This window comes from Bradyrhizobium sp. USDA 4516 (assembly GCF_054055915.1).
Map to the genome: position 1 here is coordinate 342719 of NZ_JBSRXT010000001.1, position 22724 is coordinate 365442.

Annotated in this window: 27 protein-coding genes and 1 riboswitch; of the genes, 21 read left to right on the top strand and 6 right to left on the bottom strand. The window is 65.7% G+C overall.

Going from position 1 to position 22724, the window contains the following annotated elements; all coding sequences use genetic code 11:
• Window positions 1–45: 45 nt before the first annotated feature.
• A riboswitch (TPP riboswitch) is annotated at window positions 46–187 on the top strand.
• The 6 genes from ACVI1L_RS01610 (at window position 175) to ACVI1L_RS01635 (ending at window position 5638) form a co-directional block, all read left to right on the top strand.
• Window positions 175–1188, top strand: coding sequence for an FAD-dependent oxidoreductase (locus tag ACVI1L_RS01610; RefSeq protein WP_456782114.1), 1014 nt, complete (start codon window positions 175–177; stop codon window positions 1186–1188). (Overlaps the previous riboswitch by 13 nt.)
• Window positions 1179–1376 (top strand): sulfur carrier protein ThiS, encoded by a 198-nt coding sequence (thiS, locus tag ACVI1L_RS01615; RefSeq protein WP_076824056.1) that lies wholly within the window; start codon window positions 1179–1181, stop codon window positions 1374–1376. The genes ACVI1L_RS01610 and thiS overlap by 10 nt, the downstream gene beginning before the upstream one ends.
• A gap of 168 nt (window positions 1377–1544) precedes the next feature.
• Window positions 1545–2327 carry a thiazole synthase gene (locus tag ACVI1L_RS01620; RefSeq protein WP_076824053.1) on the top strand — a complete coding sequence of 261 codons (783 nt, stop codon included), beginning with the start codon at window positions 1545–1547 and terminating at the stop codon, window positions 2325–2327.
• A complete protein-coding gene (locus ACVI1L_RS01625) occupies window positions 2314–2922 on the top strand; it encodes a thiamine phosphate synthase (protein WP_168857505.1) in 609 nt (202 codons plus the stop codon). The genes ACVI1L_RS01620 and ACVI1L_RS01625 overlap by 14 nt, the downstream gene beginning before the upstream one ends.
• A 133-nt stretch (window positions 2923–3055) precedes the next feature.
• Complete coding sequence (gene thiC, locus ACVI1L_RS01630; RefSeq protein WP_168857504.1) at window positions 3056–4921, top strand: phosphomethylpyrimidine synthase ThiC; 1866 nt, start codon at window positions 3056–3058, stop codon at window positions 4919–4921.
• A 321-nt stretch (window positions 4922–5242) separates the two neighbouring features.
• Complete coding sequence (locus ACVI1L_RS01635; RefSeq protein WP_168857503.1) at window positions 5243–5638, top strand: hypothetical protein; 396 nt, start codon at window positions 5243–5245, stop codon at window positions 5636–5638.
• A 105-nt stretch (window positions 5639–5743) separates the two neighbouring features.
• On the opposite strand, the gene ACVI1L_RS01640 is transcribed toward ACVI1L_RS01635, so the two are convergent.
• The gene (locus ACVI1L_RS01640) at window positions 5744–7414 is read right to left on the bottom strand and encodes a flavin-containing monooxygenase (protein WP_456782115.1); all 1671 of its coding nucleotides are present in this window, start codon (window positions 7412–7414) and stop codon (window positions 5744–5746) included.
• Between the two features lie 153 nt (window positions 7415–7567).
• Here ACVI1L_RS01640 and ACVI1L_RS01645 point away from each other — a divergent pair, with 153 nt between their 5' ends.
• Both ACVI1L_RS01645 and ACVI1L_RS01650 read left to right on the top strand, forming a co-directional pair.
• Entirely contained in the window at window positions 7568–7963 is a 396-nt protein-coding gene (locus ACVI1L_RS01645; protein WP_057014946.1) for a hypothetical protein, read from the top strand.
• 475 nt (window positions 7964–8438) lie between these two features.
• On the top strand, window positions 8439–8954 hold the full coding sequence (locus ACVI1L_RS01650; protein WP_057014945.1) for a mismatch-specific DNA-glycosylase: 516 nt from the start codon (window positions 8439–8441) through the stop codon (window positions 8952–8954).
• 89 nt (window positions 8955–9043) lie between these two features.
• On the opposite strand, the gene ACVI1L_RS01655 is transcribed toward ACVI1L_RS01650, so the two are convergent.
• Window positions 9044–9478: a hypothetical protein gene (locus ACVI1L_RS01655; protein WP_028332611.1), complete on the bottom strand. Its 435-nt coding sequence runs from the start codon at window positions 9476–9478 to the stop codon at window positions 9044–9046.
• 207 nt (window positions 9479–9685) lie between these two features.
• On the opposite strand from ACVI1L_RS01655, the gene ACVI1L_RS01660 reads away from it, so the two are divergent.
• From ACVI1L_RS01660 to ACVI1L_RS01670, 3 genes are all read left to right on the top strand, one after another.
• Window positions 9686–10135 carry a YeeE/YedE family protein gene (locus ACVI1L_RS01660; RefSeq protein WP_057014944.1) on the top strand — a complete coding sequence of 150 codons (450 nt, stop codon included), beginning with the start codon at window positions 9686–9688 and terminating at the stop codon, window positions 10133–10135.
• Window positions 10136–10202: 67 nt separating this feature from the next.
• Window positions 10203–10682, top strand: a complete 480-nt coding sequence (locus ACVI1L_RS01665) for a DUF6691 family protein (RefSeq protein ID WP_076824039.1) — start codon at window positions 10203–10205, stop codon at window positions 10680–10682.
• A gap of 4 nt (window positions 10683–10686) precedes the next feature.
• Window positions 10687–11082, top strand: coding sequence for a RidA family protein (locus ACVI1L_RS01670; RefSeq protein ID WP_076824036.1), 396 nt, complete (start codon window positions 10687–10689; stop codon window positions 11080–11082).
• Between the two features lie 169 nt (window positions 11083–11251).
• Here ACVI1L_RS01670 and ACVI1L_RS01675 read toward each other — a convergent pair whose 3' ends face one another.
• Window positions 11252–12013 carry an SOS response-associated peptidase gene (locus ACVI1L_RS01675; protein ID WP_456782116.1) on the bottom strand — a complete coding sequence of 254 codons (762 nt, stop codon included), beginning with the start codon at window positions 12011–12013 and terminating at the stop codon, window positions 11252–11254.
• A 62-nt stretch (window positions 12014–12075) separates the two neighbouring features.
• Between ACVI1L_RS01675 and ACVI1L_RS01680 the strand changes: the two genes are divergently transcribed.
• From ACVI1L_RS01680 to ACVI1L_RS01700, 5 genes are all read left to right on the top strand, one after another.
• The gene (locus ACVI1L_RS01680) at window positions 12076–12576 is read left to right on the top strand and encodes a hypothetical protein (RefSeq protein WP_092087731.1); all 501 of its coding nucleotides are present in this window, start codon (window positions 12076–12078) and stop codon (window positions 12574–12576) included.
• A gap of 42 nt (window positions 12577–12618) precedes the next feature.
• Window positions 12619–13038: an NUDIX hydrolase gene (locus tag ACVI1L_RS01685; protein ID WP_057014939.1), complete on the top strand. Its 420-nt coding sequence runs from the start codon at window positions 12619–12621 to the stop codon at window positions 13036–13038.
• Between the two features lie 84 nt (window positions 13039–13122).
• The gene (locus ACVI1L_RS01690; RefSeq protein ID WP_057014938.1) at window positions 13123–13500 is read left to right on the top strand and encodes a TIGR02301 family protein; all 378 of its coding nucleotides are present in this window, start codon (window positions 13123–13125) and stop codon (window positions 13498–13500) included.
• Window positions 13490–14146 (top strand): HAD family hydrolase, encoded by a 657-nt coding sequence (locus tag ACVI1L_RS01695; protein WP_057014937.1) that lies wholly within the window; start codon window positions 13490–13492, stop codon window positions 14144–14146. The genes ACVI1L_RS01690 and ACVI1L_RS01695 overlap by 11 nt, the downstream gene beginning before the upstream one ends.
• 155 nt (window positions 14147–14301) lie before the next feature.
• On the top strand, window positions 14302–14568 hold the full coding sequence (locus ACVI1L_RS01700; protein WP_028332620.1) for a hypothetical protein: 267 nt from the start codon (window positions 14302–14304) through the stop codon (window positions 14566–14568).
• 66 nt (window positions 14569–14634) lie between these two features.
• Here the strand turns inward: ACVI1L_RS01700 and ACVI1L_RS01705 are convergent, their stop codons facing one another.
• The gene (locus tag ACVI1L_RS01705; protein WP_057014936.1) at window positions 14635–15969 is read right to left on the bottom strand and encodes a dihydroorotase; all 1335 of its coding nucleotides are present in this window, start codon (window positions 15967–15969) and stop codon (window positions 14635–14637) included.
• 127 nt (window positions 15970–16096) lie between these two features.
• On the opposite strand from ACVI1L_RS01705, the gene ygfZ reads away from it, so the two are divergent.
• The 5 genes from ygfZ to ACVI1L_RS01730 all read left to right on the top strand — a co-directional run bounded on the left by ygfZ (window position 16097) and on the right by ACVI1L_RS01730 (window position 21648).
• Window positions 16097–16975, top strand: coding sequence for a CAF17-like 4Fe-4S cluster assembly/insertion protein YgfZ (gene ygfZ, locus ACVI1L_RS01710; protein WP_057014935.1), 879 nt, complete (start codon window positions 16097–16099; stop codon window positions 16973–16975).
• Window positions 16972–17598 carry a DNA-3-methyladenine glycosylase I gene (locus ACVI1L_RS01715; protein WP_057014934.1) on the top strand — a complete coding sequence of 209 codons (627 nt, stop codon included), beginning with the start codon at window positions 16972–16974 and terminating at the stop codon, window positions 17596–17598. The genes ygfZ and ACVI1L_RS01715 overlap by 4 nt, the downstream gene beginning before the upstream one ends.
• Window positions 17595–18206 (top strand): YfbR-like 5'-deoxynucleotidase, encoded by a 612-nt coding sequence (locus ACVI1L_RS01720; protein ID WP_456782117.1) that lies wholly within the window; start codon window positions 17595–17597, stop codon window positions 18204–18206. The genes ACVI1L_RS01715 and ACVI1L_RS01720 overlap by 4 nt, the downstream gene beginning before the upstream one ends.
• A 119-nt stretch (window positions 18207–18325) precedes the next feature.
• Entirely contained in the window at window positions 18326–18832 is a 507-nt protein-coding gene (locus ACVI1L_RS01725; RefSeq protein ID WP_028332625.1) for a tyrosine phosphatase family protein, read from the top strand.
• A gap of 110 nt (window positions 18833–18942) precedes the next feature.
• Window positions 18943–21648, top strand: coding sequence for a DUF2339 domain-containing protein (locus tag ACVI1L_RS01730; protein ID WP_456782118.1), 2706 nt, complete (start codon window positions 18943–18945; stop codon window positions 21646–21648).
• A gap of 24 nt (window positions 21649–21672) precedes the next feature.
• Here ACVI1L_RS01730 and ACVI1L_RS01735 read toward each other — a convergent pair whose 3' ends face one another.
• Together ACVI1L_RS01735 and ACVI1L_RS01740 are read right to left on the bottom strand one after the other, a co-directional pair.
• Window positions 21673–21906 carry a DUF6894 family protein gene (locus tag ACVI1L_RS01735; protein ID WP_016844381.1) on the bottom strand — a complete coding sequence of 78 codons (234 nt, stop codon included), beginning with the start codon at window positions 21904–21906 and terminating at the stop codon, window positions 21673–21675.
• 138 nt (window positions 21907–22044) lie between these two features.
• Complete coding sequence (locus ACVI1L_RS01740) at window positions 22045–22623, bottom strand: hypothetical protein (protein ID WP_028332627.1); 579 nt, start codon at window positions 22621–22623, stop codon at window positions 22045–22047.
• Window positions 22624–22724: the final 101 nt, after the last annotated feature.

The window sequence follows — 22724 nt, forward strand, 5'->3', positions numbered from 1 at the left end:
TGTCTGGCATACAAGTTGACACACGAGCCCATCCGCCTACATTAGGGGCGTTCCGAGGGGTGCTCCGAAGGAGGAGCTGAGATACCGCAAGCTTGGGCTAGCCAGTAGGCGAATAGTCCGGGACCGCGGTGACCCTTTGAACCTGATCCGGGTCATGCCGGCGAAGGGACAGGGATGTATCAGACGTCAAGACCGCGGGGGGATTCCCCCGTCTCCATCATCGGCGCGGGCATAGCCGGCGCCTGGCATGCGCTCTTGCTCGCAGAGGCCGGACGTGCCGTCACCCTGCATGAGCGCAGTGACGCCGCGATGACGGAATCCACAAGCCACTGGGCCGGCGGGATGCTGGCGCCGTGGTGCGAGGCGGAGGCCTCCGAGCCGGTGATCTCCCGGCTCGGCATCCGCTCGCTCGCGCTGTGGCGGCAGCATGTTCCGGAAACCCCGTTCAACGGCTCGCTGGTGGTGGCACATCCGCGCGACCGCGCCGATTTCGAGCGCTTTGCCCGCCTCACCACCGGCCATCGCCGGATCGACGCCGAGGGCGTTCGCGCGCTCGAGCCGTCGCTCGAGGGCCGTTTCCGTGACGCCCTGTTCTATCCCGACGAGGGCCATGTCGAGCCGCGCAGCGTGCTGCCGCGGCTGCATGCCGCGATCGGCAAGGCCGGCGGCGCCATCAAGTTCGGCAGCGACGCCGAGGCAGCCGATCTCGACGGCGTGGTGATCGACTGCCGCGGCCTTGCCGCGCGCGACCGCGAGGCGAGCTTGCGCGGCGTCAAGGGCGAGATGATCATCATCGAGACCTCCGAGGTCGAATTGGCGCGCCCGGTGCGGCTGATCCATCCGCGCTGGCCGCTTTACGTGATCCCGCGCGGCGACGGCCGCTTCATGCTGGGCGCGACCTCGATCGAGGCCGAGGACAACGGCGTCAGCGTGCGCTCGGCGCTGGAGCTGTTAGGGGCCGCCTATGTCGTGCATCCGGCATTCGCCGAGGCGCGCATCGTCGAATTCGGCGCCGGCCTGCGCCCTGCATTTCCCGACAATCTGCCGAAAATCAGGATCGAGCAGGAACGCATCACGGTGAACGGACTCTACCGTCATGGCTTCCTGCTCGCGCCGGCGCTGGCGGAGCTGACGCTCGCCTATCTCGCGCGCGGCGAAATCGACAATGAGGTGATGCAATGCGCGTGATCGTCAACGGCGAGCAGCGGGAGATCGTGGCCTCCAGTGTCGATGCGCTGCTGGCCGAGCTCGACTACGAGGGCACGCATTTCGCGATCGCGCTGAACTACGACGTGGTGCCGAAGAGCCGCTGGGCCGACACCGCGTTGAAAGCCGGCGACGAGATCGAGATCATCACGCCGCGGCAGGGAGGGTGATGTGAGCTTATTCGCAAGCTCCCTCCCCACGTCGTCCCGGCGAAGGCCGGGACCCATACGCCGCGGCCCTTCAGTGAAGCACGCGGGGAGACGTCCCATCCGACAACTTCCGGTCGTGGTTATGGGTCCCGGCCTTCGCCGGGACGACGGCATAGTTTGAGGAGACACATGGTCACCTTCTACGGCAAATCCTTCCCGTCCCGCCTGCTGATCGGCACGGCGCTGTATCCCTCGCCTGCGATCATGCAGAATGCGATCCGCGCCTCGGGCGCCAGCATCGTCACGGTGTCGCTGCGGCGCGAGGCGGCGGGTGGCAAGACCGGCGATGCGTTCTGGTCGCTGATCCGCGAGCTCGGCGTCACCGTGCTGCCGAACACCGCGGGCTGCCGCAGCGTCAAGGAAGCGGTGACCACCGCAAAGCTCGCGCGCGAATTGTTCGGCACGCCGTGGATCAAGCTCGAGGTGATCGCCGACAACGACACGCTGCAGCCCGATGTGGTCGGCCTGGTCGAGGCGGCCGGCATCCTGATCAAGGACGGTTTTGAAGTCTTCCCCTATTGCACCGAGGATTTCTCGGTCGCCTCGCGGCTGGTCGACGCCGGCTGCAAGGTGGTGATGCCGTGGGCAGCACCGATCGGCAGCGCCAAGGGCATCACCAACCGCGACGCGCTGAAGCTGTTGCGCGACCGCCTGCCCGGCATCACGCTGGTGGTCGACGCCGGCTTAGGGGCGCCTTCGCATGCCGCCGAGGCGCTCGAGCTCGGCTATGACGCCGTGCTGCTCAACACGGCGGTCGCCAAAGCCGCCGATCCCGTTGCGATGGCCAATGCCTTCCGCCTCGGCGTCGAGGCCGGCCGCACCGCTTACGAAGCCGGACTGATGGAAGCCCGCGACTTCGCCTCCCCCTCCACCCCTGTCGTTGGGACCCCGTTCTGGCATGCCGTATCCTGATCCGTTCTATCCCGTCGTCGACAGCATCAAATGGGTCGAGCGACTGACAAAACTCGGCGTCGGCACCATCCAGCTGCGCGCCAAGGAGCTCGACGATGCCGGGGCGCTGCAGATCGTCAGCGATGCGCTCGCAGTGACCAAGGGCACGCCGACCAAGCTCGTGGTCAACGACTATTGGCGCGCGGCGATCGTCGCCGGCGCCGAGCATCTGCATCTCGGGCAGGAAGACCTCGCCGAGGCCGACCTCGGCGAGATCCGCAAAGCGAACTTGACGCTCGGCATCTCCACCCATGACGACGCCGAGCTCGCCACCGCGCTTGCCGCCAAGCCCGACTATGTCGCGCTCGGCCCGATCTTCTTCACCACGCTCAAATCGATGCGGTTCGAGCCGCAGGGCATTCCGAAGATCACCGAGTGGAAGAAGCGGATCGGCTCGATCCCCCTTGTCGCGATCGGCGGCATCAAGTTCGAGCACGCCGCCGAGATCTTCGCCGCCGGCGCCGATTCGATCGCCGTCGTCAGTGACGTCACCCAGAACCCCGACCCCGACGCGCGGGTCAGACAATGGCTCGGCCTCAGCGCGGAGGCCGCGTGATGCACGTAACTCTCACCAGCGTCATTCCGGGGCACGCGAAGCGTGAACCCGGAATCTCGCGCCACCACCTCGAGATTCCGGATCGGTCCTAACGGACCGTCCGGAATGACGACAAGATTAAGGAGGATCCCTCATGAACATCCGCTCCAATCCCGACAGCACCCGTCCCGCCGTCACCACCGGCGCGCTGCCCGCCTCACGCAAGATCTTTGCGACGCCGGAGGCCGCGTCCGATCTGCGCGTGCCGCTGCGCGAGATCATGCTGTCGGAGGGCGCCGGCGAGCCGAACCTGCCGGTCTACGACACCTCGGGCCCTTACACCGACCCGAACGTGACGATCGACGTCAACGCCGGCCTGCCGCGCAATCGGCTCGCCTGGGTCAAGGAGCGCGGCGGCGTCGAGGAATATGAGGGTCGCACCATCAAGCCGGAGGACAACGGCAATGTCGGCGCCGCCCACGCCGCCAAGGCGTTCACCGCGCACCACACGCCGCTGCGCGGCCTCGACGGCCACAAGATCACGCAGCTCGAATTCGCCCGCGCCGGCATCATCACCAAGGAGATGATCTACGTCGCCGAGCGCGAGAATCTCGGCCGCAAGCAACAGCTCGAGCGCGCCGAAGCCGCGCTCGCCGACGGCGAGAGCTTCGGCGCTGCGGTGCCGGCCTTCATCACGCCGGAGTTCGTCCGCGACGAGATCGCGCGCGGCCGCGCCATCATTCCCTCTAACATCAACCATGCCGAGCTCGAGCCGATGATCATCGGCCGCAACTTCCTGACCAAGATCAACGCCAATATCGGCAACTCGGCGGTGACCTCGTCGGTCGAGGAAGAGGTCGACAAGATGGTGTGGGCGATCCGCTGGGGCGCCGACACCGTGATGGACCTCTCGACGGGGCGCAACATCCACACCACCCGCGAATGGATTTTGCGCAACTCGCCGGTGCCGATCGGCACCGTGCCGATCTACCAGGCGCTGGAGAAGTGCGACGGTGATCCGGTCAAGCTGACTTGGGAGCTCTACAAGGACACCCTGATCGAACAGTGCGAACAGGGCGTCGACTATTTCACGATCCACGCCGGCGTGCGGCTGCCCTACATCCATCTCACCGCCAACCGCGTCACCGGCATCGTGTCGCGCGGCGGCTCGATCATGGCGAAGTGGTGCCTTGCGCATCACAAGGAGAGCTTCCTCTACACCCATTTCGACGAGATCTGCGACCTCATGCGCAAGTATGACGTCTCGTTCTCGCTCGGCGACGGTCTGCGCCCCGGCTCGATTGCGGACGCCAACGACCGCGCGCAGTTTGCCGAGCTCGAGACGCTCGGCGAACTGACGAAGATCGCGTGGGACAAGGGCTGCCAGGTCATGATCGAGGGCCCCGGCCACGTGCCGATGCACAAGATCAAGATCAACATGGACAAGCAGCTCAAGGAGTGCGGCGAGGCGCCGTTCTACACCCTCGGGCCGCTGACGACCGACATCGCGCCGGGCTACGACCACATCACCTCGGGCATTGGCGCTGCGATGATCGGCTGGTTCGGCTGCGCGATGCTGTGCTACGTCACGCCGAAGGAGCATCTGGGTCTCCCGGATCGCAACGACGTCAAGACCGGCGTCATCACCTACAAGATCGCGGCCCACGCCGCTGATCTGGCCAAGGGCCATCCGGCCGCGCAGCTCCGCGACGATGCGCTCAGCCGTGCCCGGTTCGACTTCCGCTGGGAGGACCAGTTCAACCTCGGCCTCGATCCCGACACCGCGAAGAACTTCCACGACGAGACCCTGCCGAAGGAAGCCCACAAGGTCGCGCATTTCTGCTCGATGTGCGGCCCGAAATTCTGCTCGATGAAGATCACCCAGGACGTCCGCGACTACGCCGCGACGCTCAACGACAAGGAGCAGGGCATGGCGCAGATGAGCGCCAAGTTCAAGGAGATGGGAAGCGACGTGTATCTGGACGCGGAGAAGGTGAAGGAGAGCAACAGGGTGTTCTGACCCTCACCGCTCGTCATGCCCGGGCAACAGCGCGGAGCGCGTCTTCGCGCGGGACGCCCCGGGCATCCATCCAAAAACGAAAGGCCGGGTGAAAGCCCGGCCTTTTTGCGTCTGGATCATTCACTTATGATTTGGTGCGTGTGTTCGGCTTGTGGAGGCCGGTCACGACAGCAACCGGCCCAGGTCCACACCAGGCGCTCCGCAGAACCCTTGACTTGGATCAACGAAAAATCCGCTATCTCATCGCTTGCTATGACGCTCGAAAGCGATGAAGGTCGGGTCAGGGATATTACCCCTGTGACCATTTGATTGGAGAGTTTCATGAGAACCTTCAACGCTGTGCTATTCGTACTTCTCGTTGCGCAAGCGGCCTCGACACAGGCTGCGGATTTGAGCGGAGCCTGGACGATCGACGCCTCGGCTTGCAACCAGGTCTTCACCAAGGAGAACAACAAGCTCGCGTTCAAGAAAGATGCCGATCTCAACGCGGGAGGCTTGATCGTCCAGGGCAAGCAAATCACCGGCACGTTTCAAAAATGCACCGTCAAATCGCTGCATGATGACGGGCAGAATGTTCGCGTGATTGCGGCGTGCTCGGACGGCGTCGCGGTTTCGGACGTGTCATTCGACATAACACTCTCCGGAGAGAACAAGATCATACTCAGCTCCAAGGCACCGGTGCCGGTGGAGACGCCGTATGTTCGCTGCTCGATGTGATATTCGGCGGCGGTGGCCTGAAAACAAAGCTAGTAGCCCGGATGAGCGACGCGATATCCGGGGCTTCTATCTGACCCGCATATCGCTGCGCTCATGCGGGCTACGCTATGCCGACGCGCCAGTGGCCGCCTCCCGCACGGCGCCACCGGCGCTCGCACCAAACTCGATCTCCCGATACCCCTCCGCCGCCACGCCGTTGATGATCCCCGAAAACTTCGGCGTGCCGCCGTTGTAGACGAAGTAGCGGACCGTCCCCTCCTCGTGGCCGGCGACGTTGGAGTTGTAGCCGGTGAACCACGACTTGGCTTTGCGCATCAGCATGATCTCGTACATCTTGACGACATGCGCGGTCCAGCGCTGCTGCGCTTCCAGGGTCGCGTCGGCGCGGGTCAGGCCGCGGTCCCACATGTATTGCAGCAGGTTGGTGCACCAGTTGACGCCGTTCTCGATGCCGCGCGGGAAGTTGGTCGACGCGGAGGCGCTTTGCGGGCCGGTCGGCATCAACAGGTTCGGGAAGCCGTGGACGAGCATGCCGAGGAAGGTCGATGGCGCGTGCTTCCACTTGTCGGCGAGGCGCTCCCCGCCAATGCCGCGGATATCTATCAGGTCGTAGGCGCCGGTGATGGCGTCGAAGCCGGTGGCGTAGACGATGATGTCGAAGTCGTAGTCGCGCGCCGTGGTGCGCAGGCCGCTCTCGGTGACGCGCACCAGCGGCGTCTCGCTGAGGTCGACGAGCTGCACATTGTCGCGATTGTACGCCTCGATATATCGGGTCTCCAGCGGCAGCCGCTGCACGCCAAAACCGTGATCCCGCGGGATCAGCTTCTCGGCGACATCAGGATCGTTCACGCGCTGGCGGATGCGGCCCGCGATGTATTGCGAGAGCTCCGCATTGGCGGCTTCATCCATGAAAATCTCGCGGAAGTTCGCGAGCCAGATGCCGAAGCCGGGCTCGTCGTAGAGCCTGTCCCACAGCTTGAGCCGCTCCGCGCGGCTCACCTCGTAGAAGCCGCGCTTGTCGGGGCCATGGACAAAACTGCCCGGCGTCAGCGCGCAGGCAGCGAAGATCTCGTCATAGCGGGCGCGGATGTCGGCCATCTCCTCGTCGGAGATCGCTGAGTTGTTGAGCGGCGCGCTCCAGTTCGGCCGGCGCTGAAACACCGTGAGCTCGCCGACCTTGTCTGCGATCTCGCCGATCAGCTGGATGCCGGTGGCGCCGGTGCCGATCACCGCGACTTTCTTGCCGGCAAGATCGACCGGCTCGTGCGGCCAGTAATAGGTGTGGAACGAGCGGCCCTTGAAGTCATCGATGCCAGGCACGCGCGGCATGGTCGGCGCCGACAACAGCCCGATTGCGAGCACCACGAAGCGGCAGGTCAGTTCGCGGCCGTCACTGATCCTCAATTGCCAGAGGTCGCGCGTCTCGTCGAACTGCATGATATCGACCTTGCAATTGAACTGCATGTACTTGCGCAGGTCGAACTTGTCGGCGACGTAGTTGAGGTAACGCAGATTCTCGGGCTGGCCGGAGAAGCGCTCCTTCCAGTGCCACTCGTCGAGCAGCTCGCGCGAGAATGAGAAGCCATAGGTGTAGCTCTCGGAATCGAAGCGGCAGCCCGGATAGCGGTTCCAGTACCAGGTGCCGCCGAGATCGGGCGCGGCTTCGAGCACGGTGGCGTCGATGCTGAGATCGGCCAGCCGCTTGATCTGGTAGATGCCCGCGACGCCGGCGCCGACCACGATCACCTCAAAGTGGGTTTTCGCCTCTCCTGTCATGTCCGCTCCCGAATTCTTCTTGATCTGTTTGAGCGGATTACAGACCCTTTTGCACCTGCAAGCAACCGCGCGATCGGGCACGACTTGCGTTGAGGCGCTGCGTGCACCACATCGATCACTGCAATTTCGCCAAGCGCAATCCGGGCAAGCGACATGACCGACAATCTCACCGGCGTCTGGGACGGCAGCTATGTTCAGCCGAGCGGCATGGTCACGTTCCTGGCGACGCTGATCGACGCCGGCGGCGCGCTCGGCGGCAGCGTGACCGAACCCTGCGTGATGCCGGGCTGTCCGATCAGCACGCACAATGCATCGCTTGCGGGCCAGCGCTCCGGCAGCGCTGTTACGTTCGTCAAACGTTACGAGCCGCCTGGCTACGGCTACAACACCGTGCACTATGAAGGCGCGGTCAATGCCGACGCGACCGAGATCGACGGCCGCTGGAGCATCCGCGGCACAAGGTTCTCGGGGACGTTCCTGATGGTGCGCGCAACCGGACCGTCGCAAGCGGTCACGACGGAAGAAGAGGTCAAGGAGCCGGTGCGCTAGCGCGTGACGGGACTAGCTTGAATGACGACAGCGACGGCACTGCCCCCCGCAAGCCGCAGGGCTATGCATATGGCTGGCGGCCACGACGACATGGAAACGTCGCTTACAGAAGCGCACGAATGCCATATGCCCCGGGAGGCGAGCGTGCGCCTGCGTGATTTCGGAATATTGGAAAATATCCGTGAGTTGCCCGACGTGTCAAGTAGCCTGGTCGAACGCCGGCCACCGCCGGCTACTTTGTACTTTGCATGGGGTTGTTTTCGATATTTTGGGAACGCGCCTCCCCTGCGAGTGCTGGCAATCGCATATGGGCTCGATAGCGCCACAAACTCGTCATGCCCGGCCTTGTGCCGGCCATGACGGCGCGGAAACAGCGGATTGCCCTGCCCGCAATCGGGAGAGGTGAGGCGCAGTTCGCCGCTCGATTCCAGGTGAAGTCATGTGCCAACGCGTGATTACTTTATTCAGCCCCCAGATGCCCGCGAACAATTCCCACCGCCTCCCCGACCAGCTCCGCGCCAATCTGCGCCTGGTGTTCGTCGGCACCGCAGCGAGCACGCGCTCGGCCGCCGTCGGGCATTATTACGCGCATCCCGGCAACCGGTTCTGGCGTGCGCTGCATGAGGCCGGCATCACGCCGCGGCGCTATCGGCCGGACGAGTTCGCGGCACTGCTCGCGCTCGGCATCGGCTTCACCGATCTCTCCAAGACCGGCGCCGGGATGGATCACGAAATCAACAGGCAGTCGTTCGACGTGGTGGGCTTCCGGACGAAGATCGAGACCTATCGGCCGAACACCGTCGCCTTCACCAGCAGGAAGGCGGCGAGCCTGTTCTACAACAGGCCGACCAACGCGCTCGTGCTCGGTCGGCAGCCATCGGTGAATGGCTTTCCCGAAGTGTTCGTGCTGCCGTCGCCATCCGGCGCGGCCTCGGGTCATTGGACCTTACAGCCGTGGCGCGAACTCGCCGAGTGGATCACGGAATCGTAGGATCGTAGGATCGGTAGAGCCAACGGGTCCGCGCAAAGCGCGGCCCCGTTGGCTCTACCCATCCTACGAGATCGCTACGAGACCGCTCCCTACTCCTTCAACGTGATCGCAAGCCCGCTGAGGTCGACATTGGCCATCAGCCCGACCTGCTTGCCGCTCAATTCGAGCACCGCGCCGTTCTGGTTGGTCAAGAGGATGCCGCGCACGCCGGCGCCGAGCGCAACGCCCATGCCCGCCGCGGCATAGACGCCGTTGATATCCTGCGGACGGCGGATATTGCGCACCCGCCCCTGCAACGTGGTCTGCGAGCCGCCGAACACGAGCCCATAGTCCAGCCCGCCGGCCGTGAGCCCATAGGTCTGGCCGTGGAAGGTCATGACGCCCTTGCCGGCGGAGCCGCCGAACACCCAGCCGCCCTTGAAGATCACGAGCGTCACCGCGCCCTCGTCAGCCAGGGCAGCGGACGTTCCGGTGAGCATCGCCAGCGCGAGCAGCGCGGCGCGGGCGACGGATGGCAACTTCATGGGGGATTCTCCGGACGAAGTGAGAGCGAATCGCGGCAATCCAGCCGACCGGCGGCATCGCTGAAATGCCGCGAAACATGCGGGATTGCGCTTGTTCCTGATGGTGCGGAGTCTATCATCGCCTCTGCAGCCGCGCGACCACTGGCGCATGCGCGCCCACCGCTTTGCCGGATCGCTGAGGAGTTTGCGCAACAGGGATCTGCATCGATGCACGATTTCACCCCACTTTCCGGCCTAGCCGGCGGCGCGCTGATCGGGCTTGCCGCGGCGCTCTTGATGCTGCTGACCGGGCGAATCGCCGGGGTCACCGGCATCGTCGGCGGCGCGCTGCGGGCCGATACCGCCGACCGCGGCGCCGACCGTAGCGCCGATCGTTCCTGGCGCATCGCGTTCATCGCGGGACTGATCGGAGCGCCCCTGATTGCGGCGCTGTTCGGCGCGCCGCTGCCACGGCCGGCGATGAACGCGAGCCTTGTAGTGGTCGCGATCGCGGGACTGCTGGTCGGATTCGGTACAAGGATGGGCAATGGCTGCACCTCGGGCCACGGCGTCTGCGGCTTCGCGCGGCTGTCCGGCCGCTCGATCGTGGCAACATGCATCTTCATGCTGACGGCGATTGCAACGGTCGCAATCGTCAGGCACGGGATCGGAGGCTAAGCATGATCCGGAAAAGTGCGAAGCGGTTTTCCGAAAGGATCATGCTCAAACAAGGAGCGGTTTAGCGATGCCGGTGCTTGCCAGTTTTGCCTGCGGCCTGATCTTCGGCGCGGGGCTTCTGATCTCCGGCATGACCGATCCGCAGAAGGTGCTCGGCTTCCTCGATCTGTTCGGCGCGTGGGACGCGACGCTCGCCTTCGTGATGGCGGGCGCGGTTGCGGTCGCAGCAACCGGCTTCGCGATCGCCCGGCGGCGCACGGCCCCCGCCTTCTCGGCGCGCTTCCTCTGGCCCGACCGCACCGACATCGATGCGCCGCTGGTTGCCGGCGCGGTGCTGTTCGGCATCGGCTGGGGCCTCGTCGGCATCTGCCCCGGGCCGGCACTGGTCAATATCGCCGGCCTCTCGCTACCGATCGTGGTCTTCGTTCTCGCGATGCTCGCAGGCATGATCGGCCAGAATCTCTTCGGCAGGAATCTTTGGCGCCGGCGTGCAGCGGCACCGCGCGCCATCGAAACTTCTCCCCTTCCATCTCACGCAGACGGGTGACCCAATGACTGAAAAGACCACAATCAAGCACTTCCCTCCTCCGCCCGGCGTCCAGGCGCCGCCACTCTCGTTCGGCGCCCGCGTCGGCGATTTGTTGTTCATCTCCGGCATTCCCGGCTTTGACGCCAATCGCGAGCTGCCCGACGGCTTCGAGGCGCAGTTCGCCAATGTCGTGACCAATATCAAGCGCGTGCTGAGCGAGGCGGGCGCGACGATGCGCGATCTCGTCAAGGTCAACGTGCTGCTGACGCGCGCGAGCGACGTCGCGACGATGAACGCGCTGTATGCCGGCGCGTTCGGCCCCGCCCCCTACCCCGCGCGCACCACCTGCGTGGTGGTGGCGCTGCCCAATCCAAAGATGCTGATCGAGATCGAGGGCGTGGCACACGTGAAGGGGTGATCTCTGGCTCTGTCATGCCGGAGCGCGCCATTTGGCGCGAGCCCTCAGGTGCGCAATTGCGCACCGGTTGAATCGAGGTCCATCTTCATCGTCGTCCTGGCGAAGGCCAGGACGACGATGTGGAGAGCTGACGCAAATCCGCGCTGCATCACGCCGGTTCAGTGAGCCCTCAAAACAGCGACCCCTGCCCGTCATCCTCCCGCACCGGCGCCTTGCGCGGCGCGGCCTTCTTCGGCTGCGGCGCGTCCTCCGCGGCGATTTCATCCGCGGTCATCGGCAGCAGCAATTGCGCATCGTCATTGGCGACCGCGTTGACGCGCATCGTGACCTGGTGCCAGGCGAACTCGCCGACCTCGGGGCCCTTCAGCATCGGCATCACGTCGTCGACATCGTTCGGCAGGCAGTCGAGCCAGCGCGCGAATTGCTCGGGCCTGATCGTGACCGGCACGCGGTGATGCAATTGCGCGAGGTCGGGACTGGCCGGCGCAGTGACGATCGCGACCGTATCCTGCTCCTCGCCGTTCGGCCCCATCCAGGTCTCGGCAAGCGCGGCGAAGGCGAGCGGATGGCCGTCGCGGCGATGGATGAAGAACGGCCGCTTGCGGCCGCCGGCATCCTGCCATTCGTAATAGCCGTCGGCGGGGATCAGCGCCCGGCGCCGCTTGATCGCGTTCTTGAAGGCCGGCTTCTCGCGCACCGTCTCGGAGCGCGCGTTGATCAGGAGCGAGAAGGTCCTGGGGTCCTTGACCCACGACGGGATCAGGCCCCAGCGCATCAAATGAAAATGCCGGCCGCCATTCTGCAGCAGCACCACCGGGATCGGCTGGGTCGGCGCAACATTATACCGTGGCGGAAAATTCGGCTGCTCGATATAGCCGAACATCTCGCGCAAGGCCGCCGGCGGCGAGGTTATGACAAAGCGTCCGCACATTTGCCGTCCAGAGTGGTATCCGTTTATTCTGCCTTAACTTGGACCGTTAAAGACTGCGATCAATGACCTCAACGGCCGCCATAGCGGGCTCTTCCCCGCGACCGACGTACCCCGATGAGGCGCGGGCGGCGCTGTTGCGCGCCGCCAACATCAATCCCCGCACCGGGCTTGCCACCGACTACCTCAATCACTTCAACGAAGCCATCATGCTGCTGGAGATGGTCCCAGACCTGCCGGAATGCGCCAGCGATTTCCTCGAATGGCAGCCGCTGTCCTATGCCGAGCATTTCACCGCGTCGAATTTCCGGGCACGCGATCTCGCGATCGAGGCCTATGAGACCGCGGACGCCGCAATCCGGGCCGAATTCGACCAGCTCACCGACAGCATGACGAAGATCCTGACCGAGGTCGGGGCGGCGATGCGGCAATTGCAGCAGGACAAGAGCCGGGTCGCGCTCGCCGAGCAGGCGATCGTCTGGGTCAAGCCGCTGGTGATGCAGACCGCCGGCATCATCAACGGCGCCGCAGAGGCCGATGTCGACAGCATCATGGCGGGCGCCTGAGATATCGGGCATGATGGTCTTCACAACCGGCTGCCAATCACCTTGACCTCTCCCGAACCTCCGATCCGCCCGCAGCTCGCCGTGTCAGGCGTGATTTTCCGCGACGACAAGGTGCTGCTGGTGCGCCGCGCCCGCTCGCCCGGCAAGGGCTTCTATTCGCTGCCCGGCGGCCGGGTCGAGTTCGGCGAATCGCTGCATACCGCCCTGCACCGGGAGATCGACGAGGAGACCGGCCTCAAGGTCGAGATCGTCGGCCTCGCCGGCTGGCGCGAGGTGCTGCCGACCGGCCCCGGCACCGGACACTATCTGATCATGACCTTCGCGGCGCGCTGGGCGTCCCGCGAGCCTCACCTGAACGACGAGCACGACGATTTCAAATGGCTGGCGCCGGAGGAGATCGGCGACCTCAAGGTCACCGGCGGCCTGCATGAGGTGATTGCGGCCGCCCGGCGGCTGGTTTGAGGCCCGTTTTAGCGGCTTTGGGGGCTCGGCCGCCTTGCCTCGGGCGCATTGAGGGGGCATACCACCGCCATTCCGGAACCCCTGATGATCAGAGCCTTTCTCGCCGTTGTGATCCTGTTGTCGGCATGCCTTGCGACGCCCGCCCGGGCGCAGGACGCGGCTGCGCCGTTCGACGGCGATTTGCAGCGGCTGGCCGAGATCCTCGGCGCCCTGCACTATCTGCGCGGCATCTGCGGCTCCAACGAGGGCGCCAAATGGCGCAACGAAATGCAGGCGCTGATCGATGCCGAGACCCCCTCCGGCGACCGCCGCGCCCGCATGATCGCAGGCTTCAACCGCGGCTATAACGGCTTCCAGCAGACCTACCGGACCTGCACGCCCGCGGCCACCGTGGCGATCCGGCGCTACATCGAGGAGGGCTCGAAAATCTCGCGCGACCTGACGGCCCGCTATGCCAACTGAACGGGCGATCTTCTTCGACCTCGACGGCACCCTGACCGACCCGAAGCCCGGCATCACCGGCTCGATCCAGTACGCGCTGGAAAAGCTCGGCCGGCCGGTTCCCTCGCAGGATGAACTGACCTGGTGCATCGGGCCGCCGCTCAGGGCGAGCTTTGCGATGCTGCTCGGCGGCGAGGAGCTCGCGGACCGCGCGGTCGCGCTCTACCGCGAAAGATTCGGCGATGTCGGGCTGTTCGAGAACGCGGTCTATCCCGACATCGCGGAGGTTCTGGCCGAGCTGCGCCGGGCACCGGGCCGGATGTTCGTCGCGACCTCGAAGCCGCATGTGTTCGCGACGCGGATCATCGCGCATTTCGGCCTCGGCGGCTATTTCGACCACGTGTTCGGCTCGGAGTTCGACGGAACCCGGGTCAACAAGGTCGACCTGCTCACCTATGCGCTGGCGCAGACCGGGGCCGATCCGGCCAAATCCCTGATGATCGGCGATCGCAGCCACGACGTGATCGGGGCGAATCGAAACGGCATCCGGGCGGTCGGCGTCACCTATGGCTACGGCACGCCCGAGGAGCTGACCGAGGCCGGCGCCAGCCATCTGTGCGCCACGCCGCGCGCGGTGCTGGACCATATCCACAGCTCATTCGGCTGATCGCGGCCCGGATATCCGGAATTCCCCTTTAAATGCCGGGGCCGCCGTTAACCTTTTCGAAAGATGTGGGCTAGGCGGTACCTGCATGCGTGATACATCTCGCGCGTCGCAGTGGTTCGCTCCTCGGACCGCGCGCTGTCAATTTGCAGAGTTTCATGCGCCATCCAGCGTCCTTCCCCCATCACCAAGACCCGCGACCCGACCACGAGCAGAAGCAGGCCGCGCTGGGCTACCTGAACGAGGCCTGGGCTGAAGCGCGTCACGACGGCGTCGATGGCGACTGCCTCGCGCAGGCGAGCCTGTTTGCGGCGCTCGCCGAACTCGTCGGCACCTATGGCGAGGACGCGGTGGCGAAATTTGCCGAGGGCCTCGCCGCGCGCGTGCGCAACGGCGAGTTCTCGCTGGCATTGGCCCGACAGTAAAAACGATAGCGTTTTCGAGCGAAGTGGGCCGCCGGTTCGCGTCAAGAAAACGCGTCAAACGCGAACCTACTGCTTCAGCGTCTCGAGGAACCGAACCGGCTCGCCGGTCGATGGCGTCGTGACTTCGCCCTGCCACATCACCCGCCGGCCGCGCACGAAGGTGCCGACCGGCCAGCCCTGCACCCGCACGCCGTCATAAGGCGTCCAGGCGGCGCGCGAGGCGATCCATTTGTTGGTGATGGTCTCGCTGCGCTTCAGGTCGACGATTGTGAAGTCGGCATCGTAACCGGCCGCGATGCGGCCCTTGCAGGCGATGTTGAACAGGCGCGCAGGCCCCGCGCTGGTGAGATCGACGAAGCGAGCCAGCGACAGCCGCCCGGCATTGACGTGATCGAGCATCAGCGGCACCAGCGTCTGCACACCGGTCATGCCCGACGGCGAGGCCGGATAGGTCTTGGCCTTCTCCTCCAGCGTATGCGGCGCGTGATCCGAGCCGAGCACGTCGATGATGCCCTGCTCGATGCCGTACCAGATGCCGGCGCGGTGATCGGCCGAGCGCACCGGCGGGTTCATCTGGGCCAGTGTGCCGAGCCGCTCGTAGCACTCCGGCGCGGCCATGGTGAGGTGGTGCGGCGTCGCCTCGCAGGAGGCGACATCCTTGTGGTCGCGCAGGTACAGAATCTCGTCCTTGGTCGAGATGTGCAGCACGTGGATGCGCTTGCCGGTCTCGCGCGCGAGATTGACCAGGCGCTCGGTCGCCATCAGCGCGGCGGTCTCGTCGCGCCACACCGGATGCGAGCGAGCATCGCCCTCGATCCGCAGCGGCTTGCGCTCGTTGAGGCGATACTCGTCCTCGGCGTGGAACGCGGCGCGGCGCCGGATCACCTGGAAGATCCGCCGCAGGCTCTCGTCGTCCTCGACCAGCAGCGCGCCGGTGGAGGAGCCGATGAACACCTTGACGCCGGCGCAGCCCGGGGCGCGCTCGAACTCCGGCAGATCCTGCACGTTCTCGCGGGTGCCGCCGATGAAGAACGCGAAATCGCAATGCATGCGATGGCGGCCGCGCTTGATCTTGTCGGTGAAGGCCGCTTCGGTGACCGTCAGCGGATTGGTGTTCGGCATCTCGAACACGGCGGTGACCCCGCCCATCACCGCGCTGCGCGAGCCGGTCTCGAGGTCTTCCTTCTGGGTCAACCCGGGCTCGCGGAAATGCACCTGGGTGTCCATCACGCCGGGCAGGATGTGCAGGCCCTTGCAGTCGATCACCTCGCCGGCCGAGGCCTGACTGAGCGAGCCGATCGCGGCGATGCGGCCGCCCGCGATACCGATATCGCGCACGCCCTCGCCGTCCTGATTGACCACGGTGCCGGATTTTAGAATGGTGTCAAAATGCTGATTCATCGGTCCTCGACGCCCGCTTTCGGCTGTCGCGCGGGCCTTGTTCGGCGCACTCTAGCGCCTTAGCTTGGCAGGGGATATCGCGGCCTGCGCGTTTCCCAAGGAACTTGGAAAAGAGCCAATTTTGCGAATGAAAGCAGCGTTTCTTCCAGATCGGGGCGTGGTCAAGGTCTCTGGCGAGGACGCCCGCAACTTCCTCAACGGCCTCATCACCGCCGACATCGCCGAGTTGCGCGCGGGACAGGCCCGGTTTGGCGCGCTGCTGACGCCGCAAGGCAAGATCATCGTCGATTTCCTGATCACCGAGATACCCTCAGGTCATGGCGGCGGCTTCCTGATCGACGCGCCGCGCGCGCTCGCCAAGGGTCTTGCCGACAAGCTCGGCTTCTACAAGCTGCGCGCCAAGGTCGTGGTCGAGAACCTGTCCGACAGCCTCGGTGTGCTGGCAGCTTGGGATGGCGAGCCGGCGGCGACGCCGGATCTCGCGTTCGCCGATCCGCGCAACCCAGCGCTCGGCTGGCGCATCCTGATTCCGGAAGATTTGAAGCAGAAGCTCGCTGAGCTGATCGGTGCCGATCTCGTCGACTCCAACGCCTACGAGGCGCATCGGATCGCCACCGGCGTGCCGCGCGGCGGGCTCGACTTCATGTATGGCGACGCCTTCCCGCACGAGACCAATATGGATCGCCTCAACGGCGTCGATTTCGACAAGGGCTGCTATGTCGGCCAGGAGGTGGTGTCGCGCATGCAGCATCGCGGCACGGCGCGCACCCGCACGGTGAAGATCGTCCTCGACGGCCCCGCCCCCGAAGCCGGCGCTACCATCCTGGCCGGCGACAAGCAGGTCGGCACCATCGGCTCGACCGCCGGCGAGAAGGGTCTCGCGCTGGTCCGCATCGACCGCGTCGCCGATGCGCTCGACGCCGGCCTGGCGCTGACCGCGGGCGGGCTGTCGCTTCACCTCGCCGAACCCGACGCCGTCCGCATCACACCCAAGCAGACCGCATGAGCCGTACCGCGCAACTGCACCCTGACGGCAAGACGCGTTGCCCCTGGCCGGGCGAGGATGCGTTCTACGTCGCCTATCACGACAATGAATGGGGCGTGCCGGAATATGACGACCGCGCGCTCTACGAAAAGCTGATCCTCGACGGCTTCCAGGCCGGTCTGTCCTGGATCACGATCCTGCGCAAGCGCGAGAACTTCCGCAAAGCCTTCGACGATTTCCAGCCCGAGAAGATCGCGCGCTACAACGCCAAGAAGGTGCACGCGCTGATGAACGACGCCGGCATCGTGCGCAATCGCGCCAAGATCGAAGGCGCGGTGGCGAGTGCGAAGGGCTATCTGGAAATCATGGAGAAAGGCCCCGGCTTCTCGAATTTCCTGTGGGACTTCGTCGACGGCAAGCCGAAGGTCAATCAGTTCAAGACCACCGCGAGCGTGCCGGCCTCGACGCCGGTCTCGATCAAGGTCTCCAAGGAGCTCGGCGCGCGCGGCTTCAAGTTCGTCGGTCCCACCATCGTCTACGCCTTCATGCAGGCGACCGGCATGGTCAACGATCACCTCGTGACCTGCTTCTGCCACGAGAGCTGCAGCGGCAAGCTCCGCACACCGCGACTCAAGAAGAAATGACGGCGCGCAAATCGACGGAGACAACCCGCGCCTGGCAGCGGATGTTGTCGGGACGCCGGCTGGACCTGCTCGATCCGTCGCCGCTCGATATCGAAATCGTCGACATCGCGCATGGACTGGCGCGGGTCGCGCGCTGGAACGGCCAGACCAGCGGGGCGCACATCTTCTCGGTGGCCCAGCACACGCTGCTGGTCGAAGCCGTGATGCACCAGCAGATGCCGCGCGTCGACATCCGCCATCGTCTTGCGGCGCTGCTGCACGACGCACCGGAATATGTCATCGGCGACATGATCTCACCGTTCAAGGCGGTGCTGTCAGGCGAATACAAGGCGGTGGAGAAGCGGCTGCTCGGCGCGATCCATATCCGCTTCGGCCTGCCCGCCGTGCTGGCGGACGAGATCACCCAGCAGATCAAGGCCGCCGATCGCGGCGCCGCGTATCTCGAGGCGACGCATCTGGCGGGATTTTCGCGAGCCGAGGCCAAGCGGCTGTTCGGCCGCGATCCGGAACTGCCCGAAGCGACCGAGCGCGACTATCTGACGCCATGGACCGCCGCGCGGGCCGAAAAGCAGTTCCTCGAGCGCTTCGAGGCATTGCACGCCTCGTAGGGCGGCAGCGAAAACGTGCCGCCGGTTGCGCCGCAAAACGATGAATCGGCATGGCACCCCCGCCTTTGCCCGTTCGGGAGCAGCCGTTATAATCCGGCACCCCCGATAGAAGGACCATCATGCTTCACGTCTGCTCGCTTGCCGCACTCTCCGACACGGTTCGCGCCACCGGCGCCAGCCATGTGCTGACTGTGATGGCCAATGTCGACCAAGTGCAGCGGCCGCCTTCCGTGCTGCCGGCCAACCACCTGAAAGTGTCGATGGACGACATCATCGAACAGATGGACGGATTCGTTGCGCCCAACGAGTCGCATATCGAGAAGGTGCTGAGCTTCGTGCGCGGCTGGGATCGCCAAGCACCGATGGTGGTGCATTGCTACGCCGGCATCAGCCGCTCGACCGCGAGCGCATTCGCCACGGTCTGCGCCCTCAACCCGCACCGCGACGAAATGTCCATCGCCCGGATGATCCGCGAGGCCTCGCCGATCGCGGCTCCCAACCGGCTGATCGTCAGCCTCGCCGACAAGGCGCTGGGACGCGAGGGCCGGATGCTGCGTGCACTCGACGCGATGGGTCCCGGCAGCATGAGCGTCGAAGGCCGGCCCTTCCGCATCGATCTGGACTAAGCGCGGCCGGTCACGCCCGATCGCTTGAACTTCCGGTCCTCCTCACTGCACTACTAGGTTGCGACGGGCCGCCGGGCTGGCCAAGTCCGGCGCGTCCTGCCGGAGGCCCGATGTTCGATTCGCCGTTCGACTTCCTGACGCTCGTCCTCGCCATCGTCGCGATCATTTTCGCGCGCAAGGCGCTGGGCCGGATCGACCTGCTGCAGCGCCGCCTGGATGCGATCGAGGCCGCGGGCGGCGCCGCCGCGCGGACGGCCATGCCGCCGCCGCTGACTCCGCTGCAGGAGTTCGAGCAGACGCCGCCGACGGCGCCTTCCGTCGCGCCGCCACCGCTCCCGGAGGCGGCTCCCGGCGAACCGGCGGCGCAGACTGAGCCAGCCGCGGACGCGCCAGGTGCCGTACCGCCGCCCCTGCCGGAGCCGCCAGCCCCTCCGCAGCCTGCACCCGGCTTCGAGGAGACGCTCGGCACGCGCTGGGTGGTGTGGATCGGCGGCCTGACGCTCGCGCTCGGCGGCTTCTTCATGGTGCGCTATTCGATCGAGGCCGGCTTGCTCGGCCCCGGCGTTCGCACGATGCTCGGCGGATTGTTTGCGCTGGCGCTGCTCGGCGCCGGTGAATGGACCAGGCGCCAGGAAAGCATCTCCAACATCGCGGCGCTGCCGATCGCCAACATCCCGGCGATCCTCATCGCCGCCGGCACCGCGGTGGCATTCGCTACCGTCTACGCCGCCTACGCGCTGTATGACTTCCTCGCCCCGGCGAGCGCCTTCATCCTGCTCGGTATGGTCGCGCTCGGCACGCTGGCGGCCGCGCTGCTGCACGGACCCGCGCTGGCCGGGCTCGGCATCGTCGGCGCCTTCGTCACGCCGCTCCTGGTGTCGTCAGACAAACCCGACTTCTGGTCGCTCTACGTCTACCTCGCCATCGTCACGGCGGCGGCGTTCGGCCTCGCCCGGATCCGGCTGTGGCGCTGGCTCGCGGTCACGACGATCGCCTTCGCGCTGCTGTGGACCTTCCCTTGCCTGCAATGCGGGCCCGAGATGATCGCGCCCCATGTCTTCCATGTCATCGCGGGCTTCGTGCTGGCGGCGCTGCTCGTGGTCTGCGGCTTCATGTTCGGTCCCGACGGCGACGGCGAGGAGATCGAGCCGATTTCATCTAGCTCGCTCGCCGCCTATCTGTCTGGCGCGATGCTGATCGCGCTCAACAGCGCCCACGCCGACACCGCGATGATCGGCTTTGCGCTGCTGACAGCCGCGAGCCTGCTTGTCGCCTGGCGCGCGCCTGCTGCTACCCGTGCGATCGGCGCCGCGTCGATCTTCGTGTTCATTGTGTTCGGCGAATGGGCCGTCCGCCGCAACGTCGACATGCTGGTGCTGCCGGGCGGCGCGATCCCCGGCATCGGCCGGTCCGTGACCGATGGCTCGGTCTCGCTGCATCTCGTCACCGCCGCGCTGTTCGCGGCCGCCTTCGGCATCGCCGGCTTCCTCGCGCAATTCCGTTTTACCACCACGAAGGTCACGGTGACCTGGGCCGCGGCGGCGGTGTTCACGCCGGTCGCGCTGCTGGTCGCACTCTATGCACGCATCGCGCATCTCGACCGCTCGATCCCGTTCGCGGTCCTCGCCGTGCTGCTGGCGGCGGCCTACGCAGCCGCGACCGAGGCGCTGACCCGGCGCGACGAGCGGCCGGAGCTGTCGCCTTCGATTGCGTTGTCCGCCACCGGCGCCCTCGCCTCGCTGGCGCTGGCGCTGACCTTCGCGCTCGACAAGGGCTGGCTCACCATCGCGCTCGCGCTGGTGTCGATGGGCACGGCGTGGCTGTCGGTGCAGCGGCCGATTCCGTTCCTGCGCTGGCTTGCCGCGATCCTGGCCGGCATCGTCGTGCTGCGCATCGGCTATGAGCCGCGGATCGCGGGCGACGCCGTCGGCACCACGCCGATCTTCAACTGGCTGCTGTGGGGCTATGGCGTGCCGGCGCTGTCATTCTGGGCGGCAAGCCATTTCCTGCGTCGCAACGGCGACGACGTCCCGCTGCGCATCGTCGAATCCGCCGCGGTCCTGTTCACGGTGCTGCTTGCCTTCATGGAGATCCGCCACGCGGTCAACAGCGGCGATGTCTATTATGCCAGCGCCGGGCTGACCGAGGTCGCGCTGCAGGTCGGCGCGACGCTTGCGATGGCGATCGGACTGGAGCGGCTGCGCCTGCGCAGCGGCAGCATCGTGCACAATATCGGCGCGATCCTGCTGACCGCGTTCGCCGGGCTCGCCAGCCTGTTCGGGCTGCTGGCGCTGGAGAATCCGATGTTGTGGCCGCAAAGCGTCGGCGGCAGCTTCATCAACCTGCTGCTGCTCGGCTACGCGCTGCCGGCGGTGCTGGCGCTGCTGCTGTCCTATGCGGTGGCGGGCCATCGTCCTGCCGGCTATGCCAACACAATCGCCGCCGGCGCGCTGGTCCTTGCGCTCGCTTACGTCACGTTCGAGATTCGCAGGCTCTACCATGGACCGGTGCTGACGCGCGGCGAGACCACGGGCGCGGAGCAATACACCTATTCGATCGCCTGGCTGATGTTCGGCGTCGCGCTGCTCGGCATCGGCATCGTCGTCAACTCGCAGCGGGCGCGGCTCGCGTCTGCTGCGGTGATCGGGCTGACGATCCTGAAGGCGTTCCTGATCGACATGTCGACGCTCACGGGTGTCTACCGGGCGCTGTCGTTCATGTGCCTTGGCATCGTGCTGGTCGCGATCGGCTGGCTGTATCAGCGGATCCTGTTTCGCAGGCGAACCGCTCAGCCGCTCGCGCAGGCTGAGGGTTAGGACTTGCCGTCCTGAAAGACAGCTTCAGTCGACGGACTCGGCGACCAGTCGAATCCTGAACACGGGTTTTCTGCCCTCGTCGAGCAGCTCCATGTGCCATTCGCTGTTCTGCTTCAGATTGCGCGAAATGCTGCCGAGGAAATTTCCGCAGACCTTGGTCATCTCGGCCCAGGCCACGTCGCGGCTTTCAAACTCCGTCGCGTGGTCGGATGCACCAGCGTAATCGCCATCACTAATTCGAAAAAAATATTGCGCCATATGACTACTCAAAATCAGAGTCCCCAATGTCCCGCCTCACGGCGAACGCCAGGTATTGAGTAGCGAGCAAGGCGTGGCGACCGCCATCCGTATGACTACGGCTTGGCGGCGCTATTCCCGCTAGCGCGCAGATGAAGGTTAGTCGGTGGAGCGGCGCAATTCCGGCGCGCTCTCGACCTTGGCGGGCTCGGCCTTGACCGGCTCGAGCTTCGCGCTTCCGACCTGCGGCGTCTCAACGCGCGACACTTCGGTCTGCGAGGCATCCGCGGATCGGGTGCGCGGATGCAGCGAGCGCGGACGCGCCGCCGCGCGCGCCATCAGCATCTGCTGGCCGCCCTGGTGATGGAAATCGCAATAGGCAAAGCCCATGCCGGAGACCGAGCCGCGGAACGAGCGGTCGTCCTGCTTGTCGAGATTAAAGCACGGTTCGAACGGAATGCCCTTCAGCGACGCGCAAACGCTCTGACCGCGGATCTGCAGCGTGTTGCCGGGCAGGCGCAGGTGACGGATCGGCCCCGAGCCGGAGAACTGGACCGAGCCTGCCGCACCCAGATCGTCGAGGATGCGACCGGCGCCGCGGGTGCCATCGAAACAGGTGAACGCGAACACCTTGCCGGCGACGAACCTGCGGGCCTCATCGGCGTTCATCATGCCCGCGAATGCCGGCACGACCATTGCTCCGGCCGTGACGGCCCCCAACACCAAACGCGCAAGCATGAGCTACTCCACTTACGAGCGCGGGCACTCGCTCCTTGTTGCGCATGACCCCCGCACCAACGCTTTTCGACGTCTGCGCGAGGAAACCCGGCCCCCCGGGA

Coding starts and splice junctions, on each gene's coding strand:
- ACVI1L_RS01650 (WP_057014945.1), top strand. CDS start 8,439: ATGCCCGCGAACAATTCCCACCGCCTCCCCGACCAGCTCCGCGCCAAT.
- ACVI1L_RS01625 (WP_168857505.1), top strand. CDS start 2,314: ATGCCGTATCCTGATCCGTTCTATCCCGTCGTCGACAGCATCAAATGG.
- ACVI1L_RS01730 (WP_456782118.1), top strand. CDS start 18,943: ATGTTCGATTCGCCGTTCGACTTCCTGACGCTCGTCCTCGCCATCGTC.
- ACVI1L_RS01670 (WP_076824036.1), top strand. CDS start 10,687: ATGACTGAAAAGACCACAATCAAGCACTTCCCTCCTCCGCCCGGCGTC.
- ACVI1L_RS01620 (WP_076824053.1), top strand. CDS start 1,545: ATGGTCACCTTCTACGGCAAATCCTTCCCGTCCCGCCTGCTGATCGGC.
- ACVI1L_RS01655 (WP_028332611.1), bottom strand. CDS start 9,478: ATGAAGTTGCCATCCGTCGCCCGCGCCGCGCTGCTCGCGCTGGCGATG.
- ACVI1L_RS01695 (WP_057014937.1), top strand. CDS start 13,490: ATGCCAACTGAACGGGCGATCTTCTTCGACCTCGACGGCACCCTGACC.
- ACVI1L_RS01715 (WP_057014934.1), top strand. CDS start 16,972: ATGAGCCGTACCGCGCAACTGCACCCTGACGGCAAGACGCGTTGCCCC.
- ACVI1L_RS01675 (WP_456782116.1), bottom strand. CDS start 12,013: ATGTGCGGACGCTTTGTCATAACCTCGCCGCCGGCGGCCTTGCGCGAG.
- ygfZ (WP_057014935.1), top strand. CDS start 16,097: ATGAAAGCAGCGTTTCTTCCAGATCGGGGCGTGGTCAAGGTCTCTGGC.
- ACVI1L_RS01640 (WP_456782115.1), bottom strand. CDS start 7,414: ATGACAGGAGAGGCGAAAACCCACTTTGAGGTGATCGTGGTCGGCGCC.
- ACVI1L_RS01705 (WP_057014936.1), bottom strand. CDS start 15,969: ATGAATCAGCATTTTGACACCATTCTAAAATCCGGCACCGTGGTCAAT.
- ACVI1L_RS01660 (WP_057014944.1), top strand. CDS start 9,686: ATGCACGATTTCACCCCACTTTCCGGCCTAGCCGGCGGCGCGCTGATC.
- ACVI1L_RS01720 (WP_456782117.1), top strand. CDS start 17,595: ATGACGGCGCGCAAATCGACGGAGACAACCCGCGCCTGGCAGCGGATG.
- ACVI1L_RS01635 (WP_168857503.1), top strand. CDS start 5,243: ATGAGAACCTTCAACGCTGTGCTATTCGTACTTCTCGTTGCGCAAGCG.
- thiC (WP_168857504.1), top strand. CDS start 3,056: ATGAACATCCGCTCCAATCCCGACAGCACCCGTCCCGCCGTCACCACC.
- ACVI1L_RS01665 (WP_076824039.1), top strand. CDS start 10,203: ATGCCGGTGCTTGCCAGTTTTGCCTGCGGCCTGATCTTCGGCGCGGGG.
- ACVI1L_RS01610 (WP_456782114.1), top strand. CDS start 175: ATGTATCAGACGTCAAGACCGCGGGGGGATTCCCCCGTCTCCATCATC.
- thiS (WP_076824056.1), top strand. CDS start 1,179: ATGCGCGTGATCGTCAACGGCGAGCAGCGGGAGATCGTGGCCTCCAGT.
- ACVI1L_RS01700 (WP_028332620.1), top strand. CDS start 14,302: ATGCGCCATCCAGCGTCCTTCCCCCATCACCAAGACCCGCGACCCGAC.
- ACVI1L_RS01740 (WP_028332627.1), bottom strand. CDS start 22,623: ATGCTTGCGCGTTTGGTGTTGGGGGCCGTCACGGCCGGAGCAATGGTC.
- ACVI1L_RS01690 (WP_057014938.1), top strand. CDS start 13,123: ATGATCAGAGCCTTTCTCGCCGTTGTGATCCTGTTGTCGGCATGCCTT.
- ACVI1L_RS01680 (WP_092087731.1), top strand. CDS start 12,076: ATGACCTCAACGGCCGCCATAGCGGGCTCTTCCCCGCGACCGACGTAC.
- ACVI1L_RS01735 (WP_016844381.1), bottom strand. CDS start 21,906: ATGGCGCAATATTTTTTTCGAATTAGTGATGGCGATTACGCTGGTGCA.
- ACVI1L_RS01725 (WP_028332625.1), top strand. CDS start 18,326: ATGCTTCACGTCTGCTCGCTTGCCGCACTCTCCGACACGGTTCGCGCC.
- ACVI1L_RS01645 (WP_057014946.1), top strand. CDS start 7,568: ATGACCGACAATCTCACCGGCGTCTGGGACGGCAGCTATGTTCAGCCG.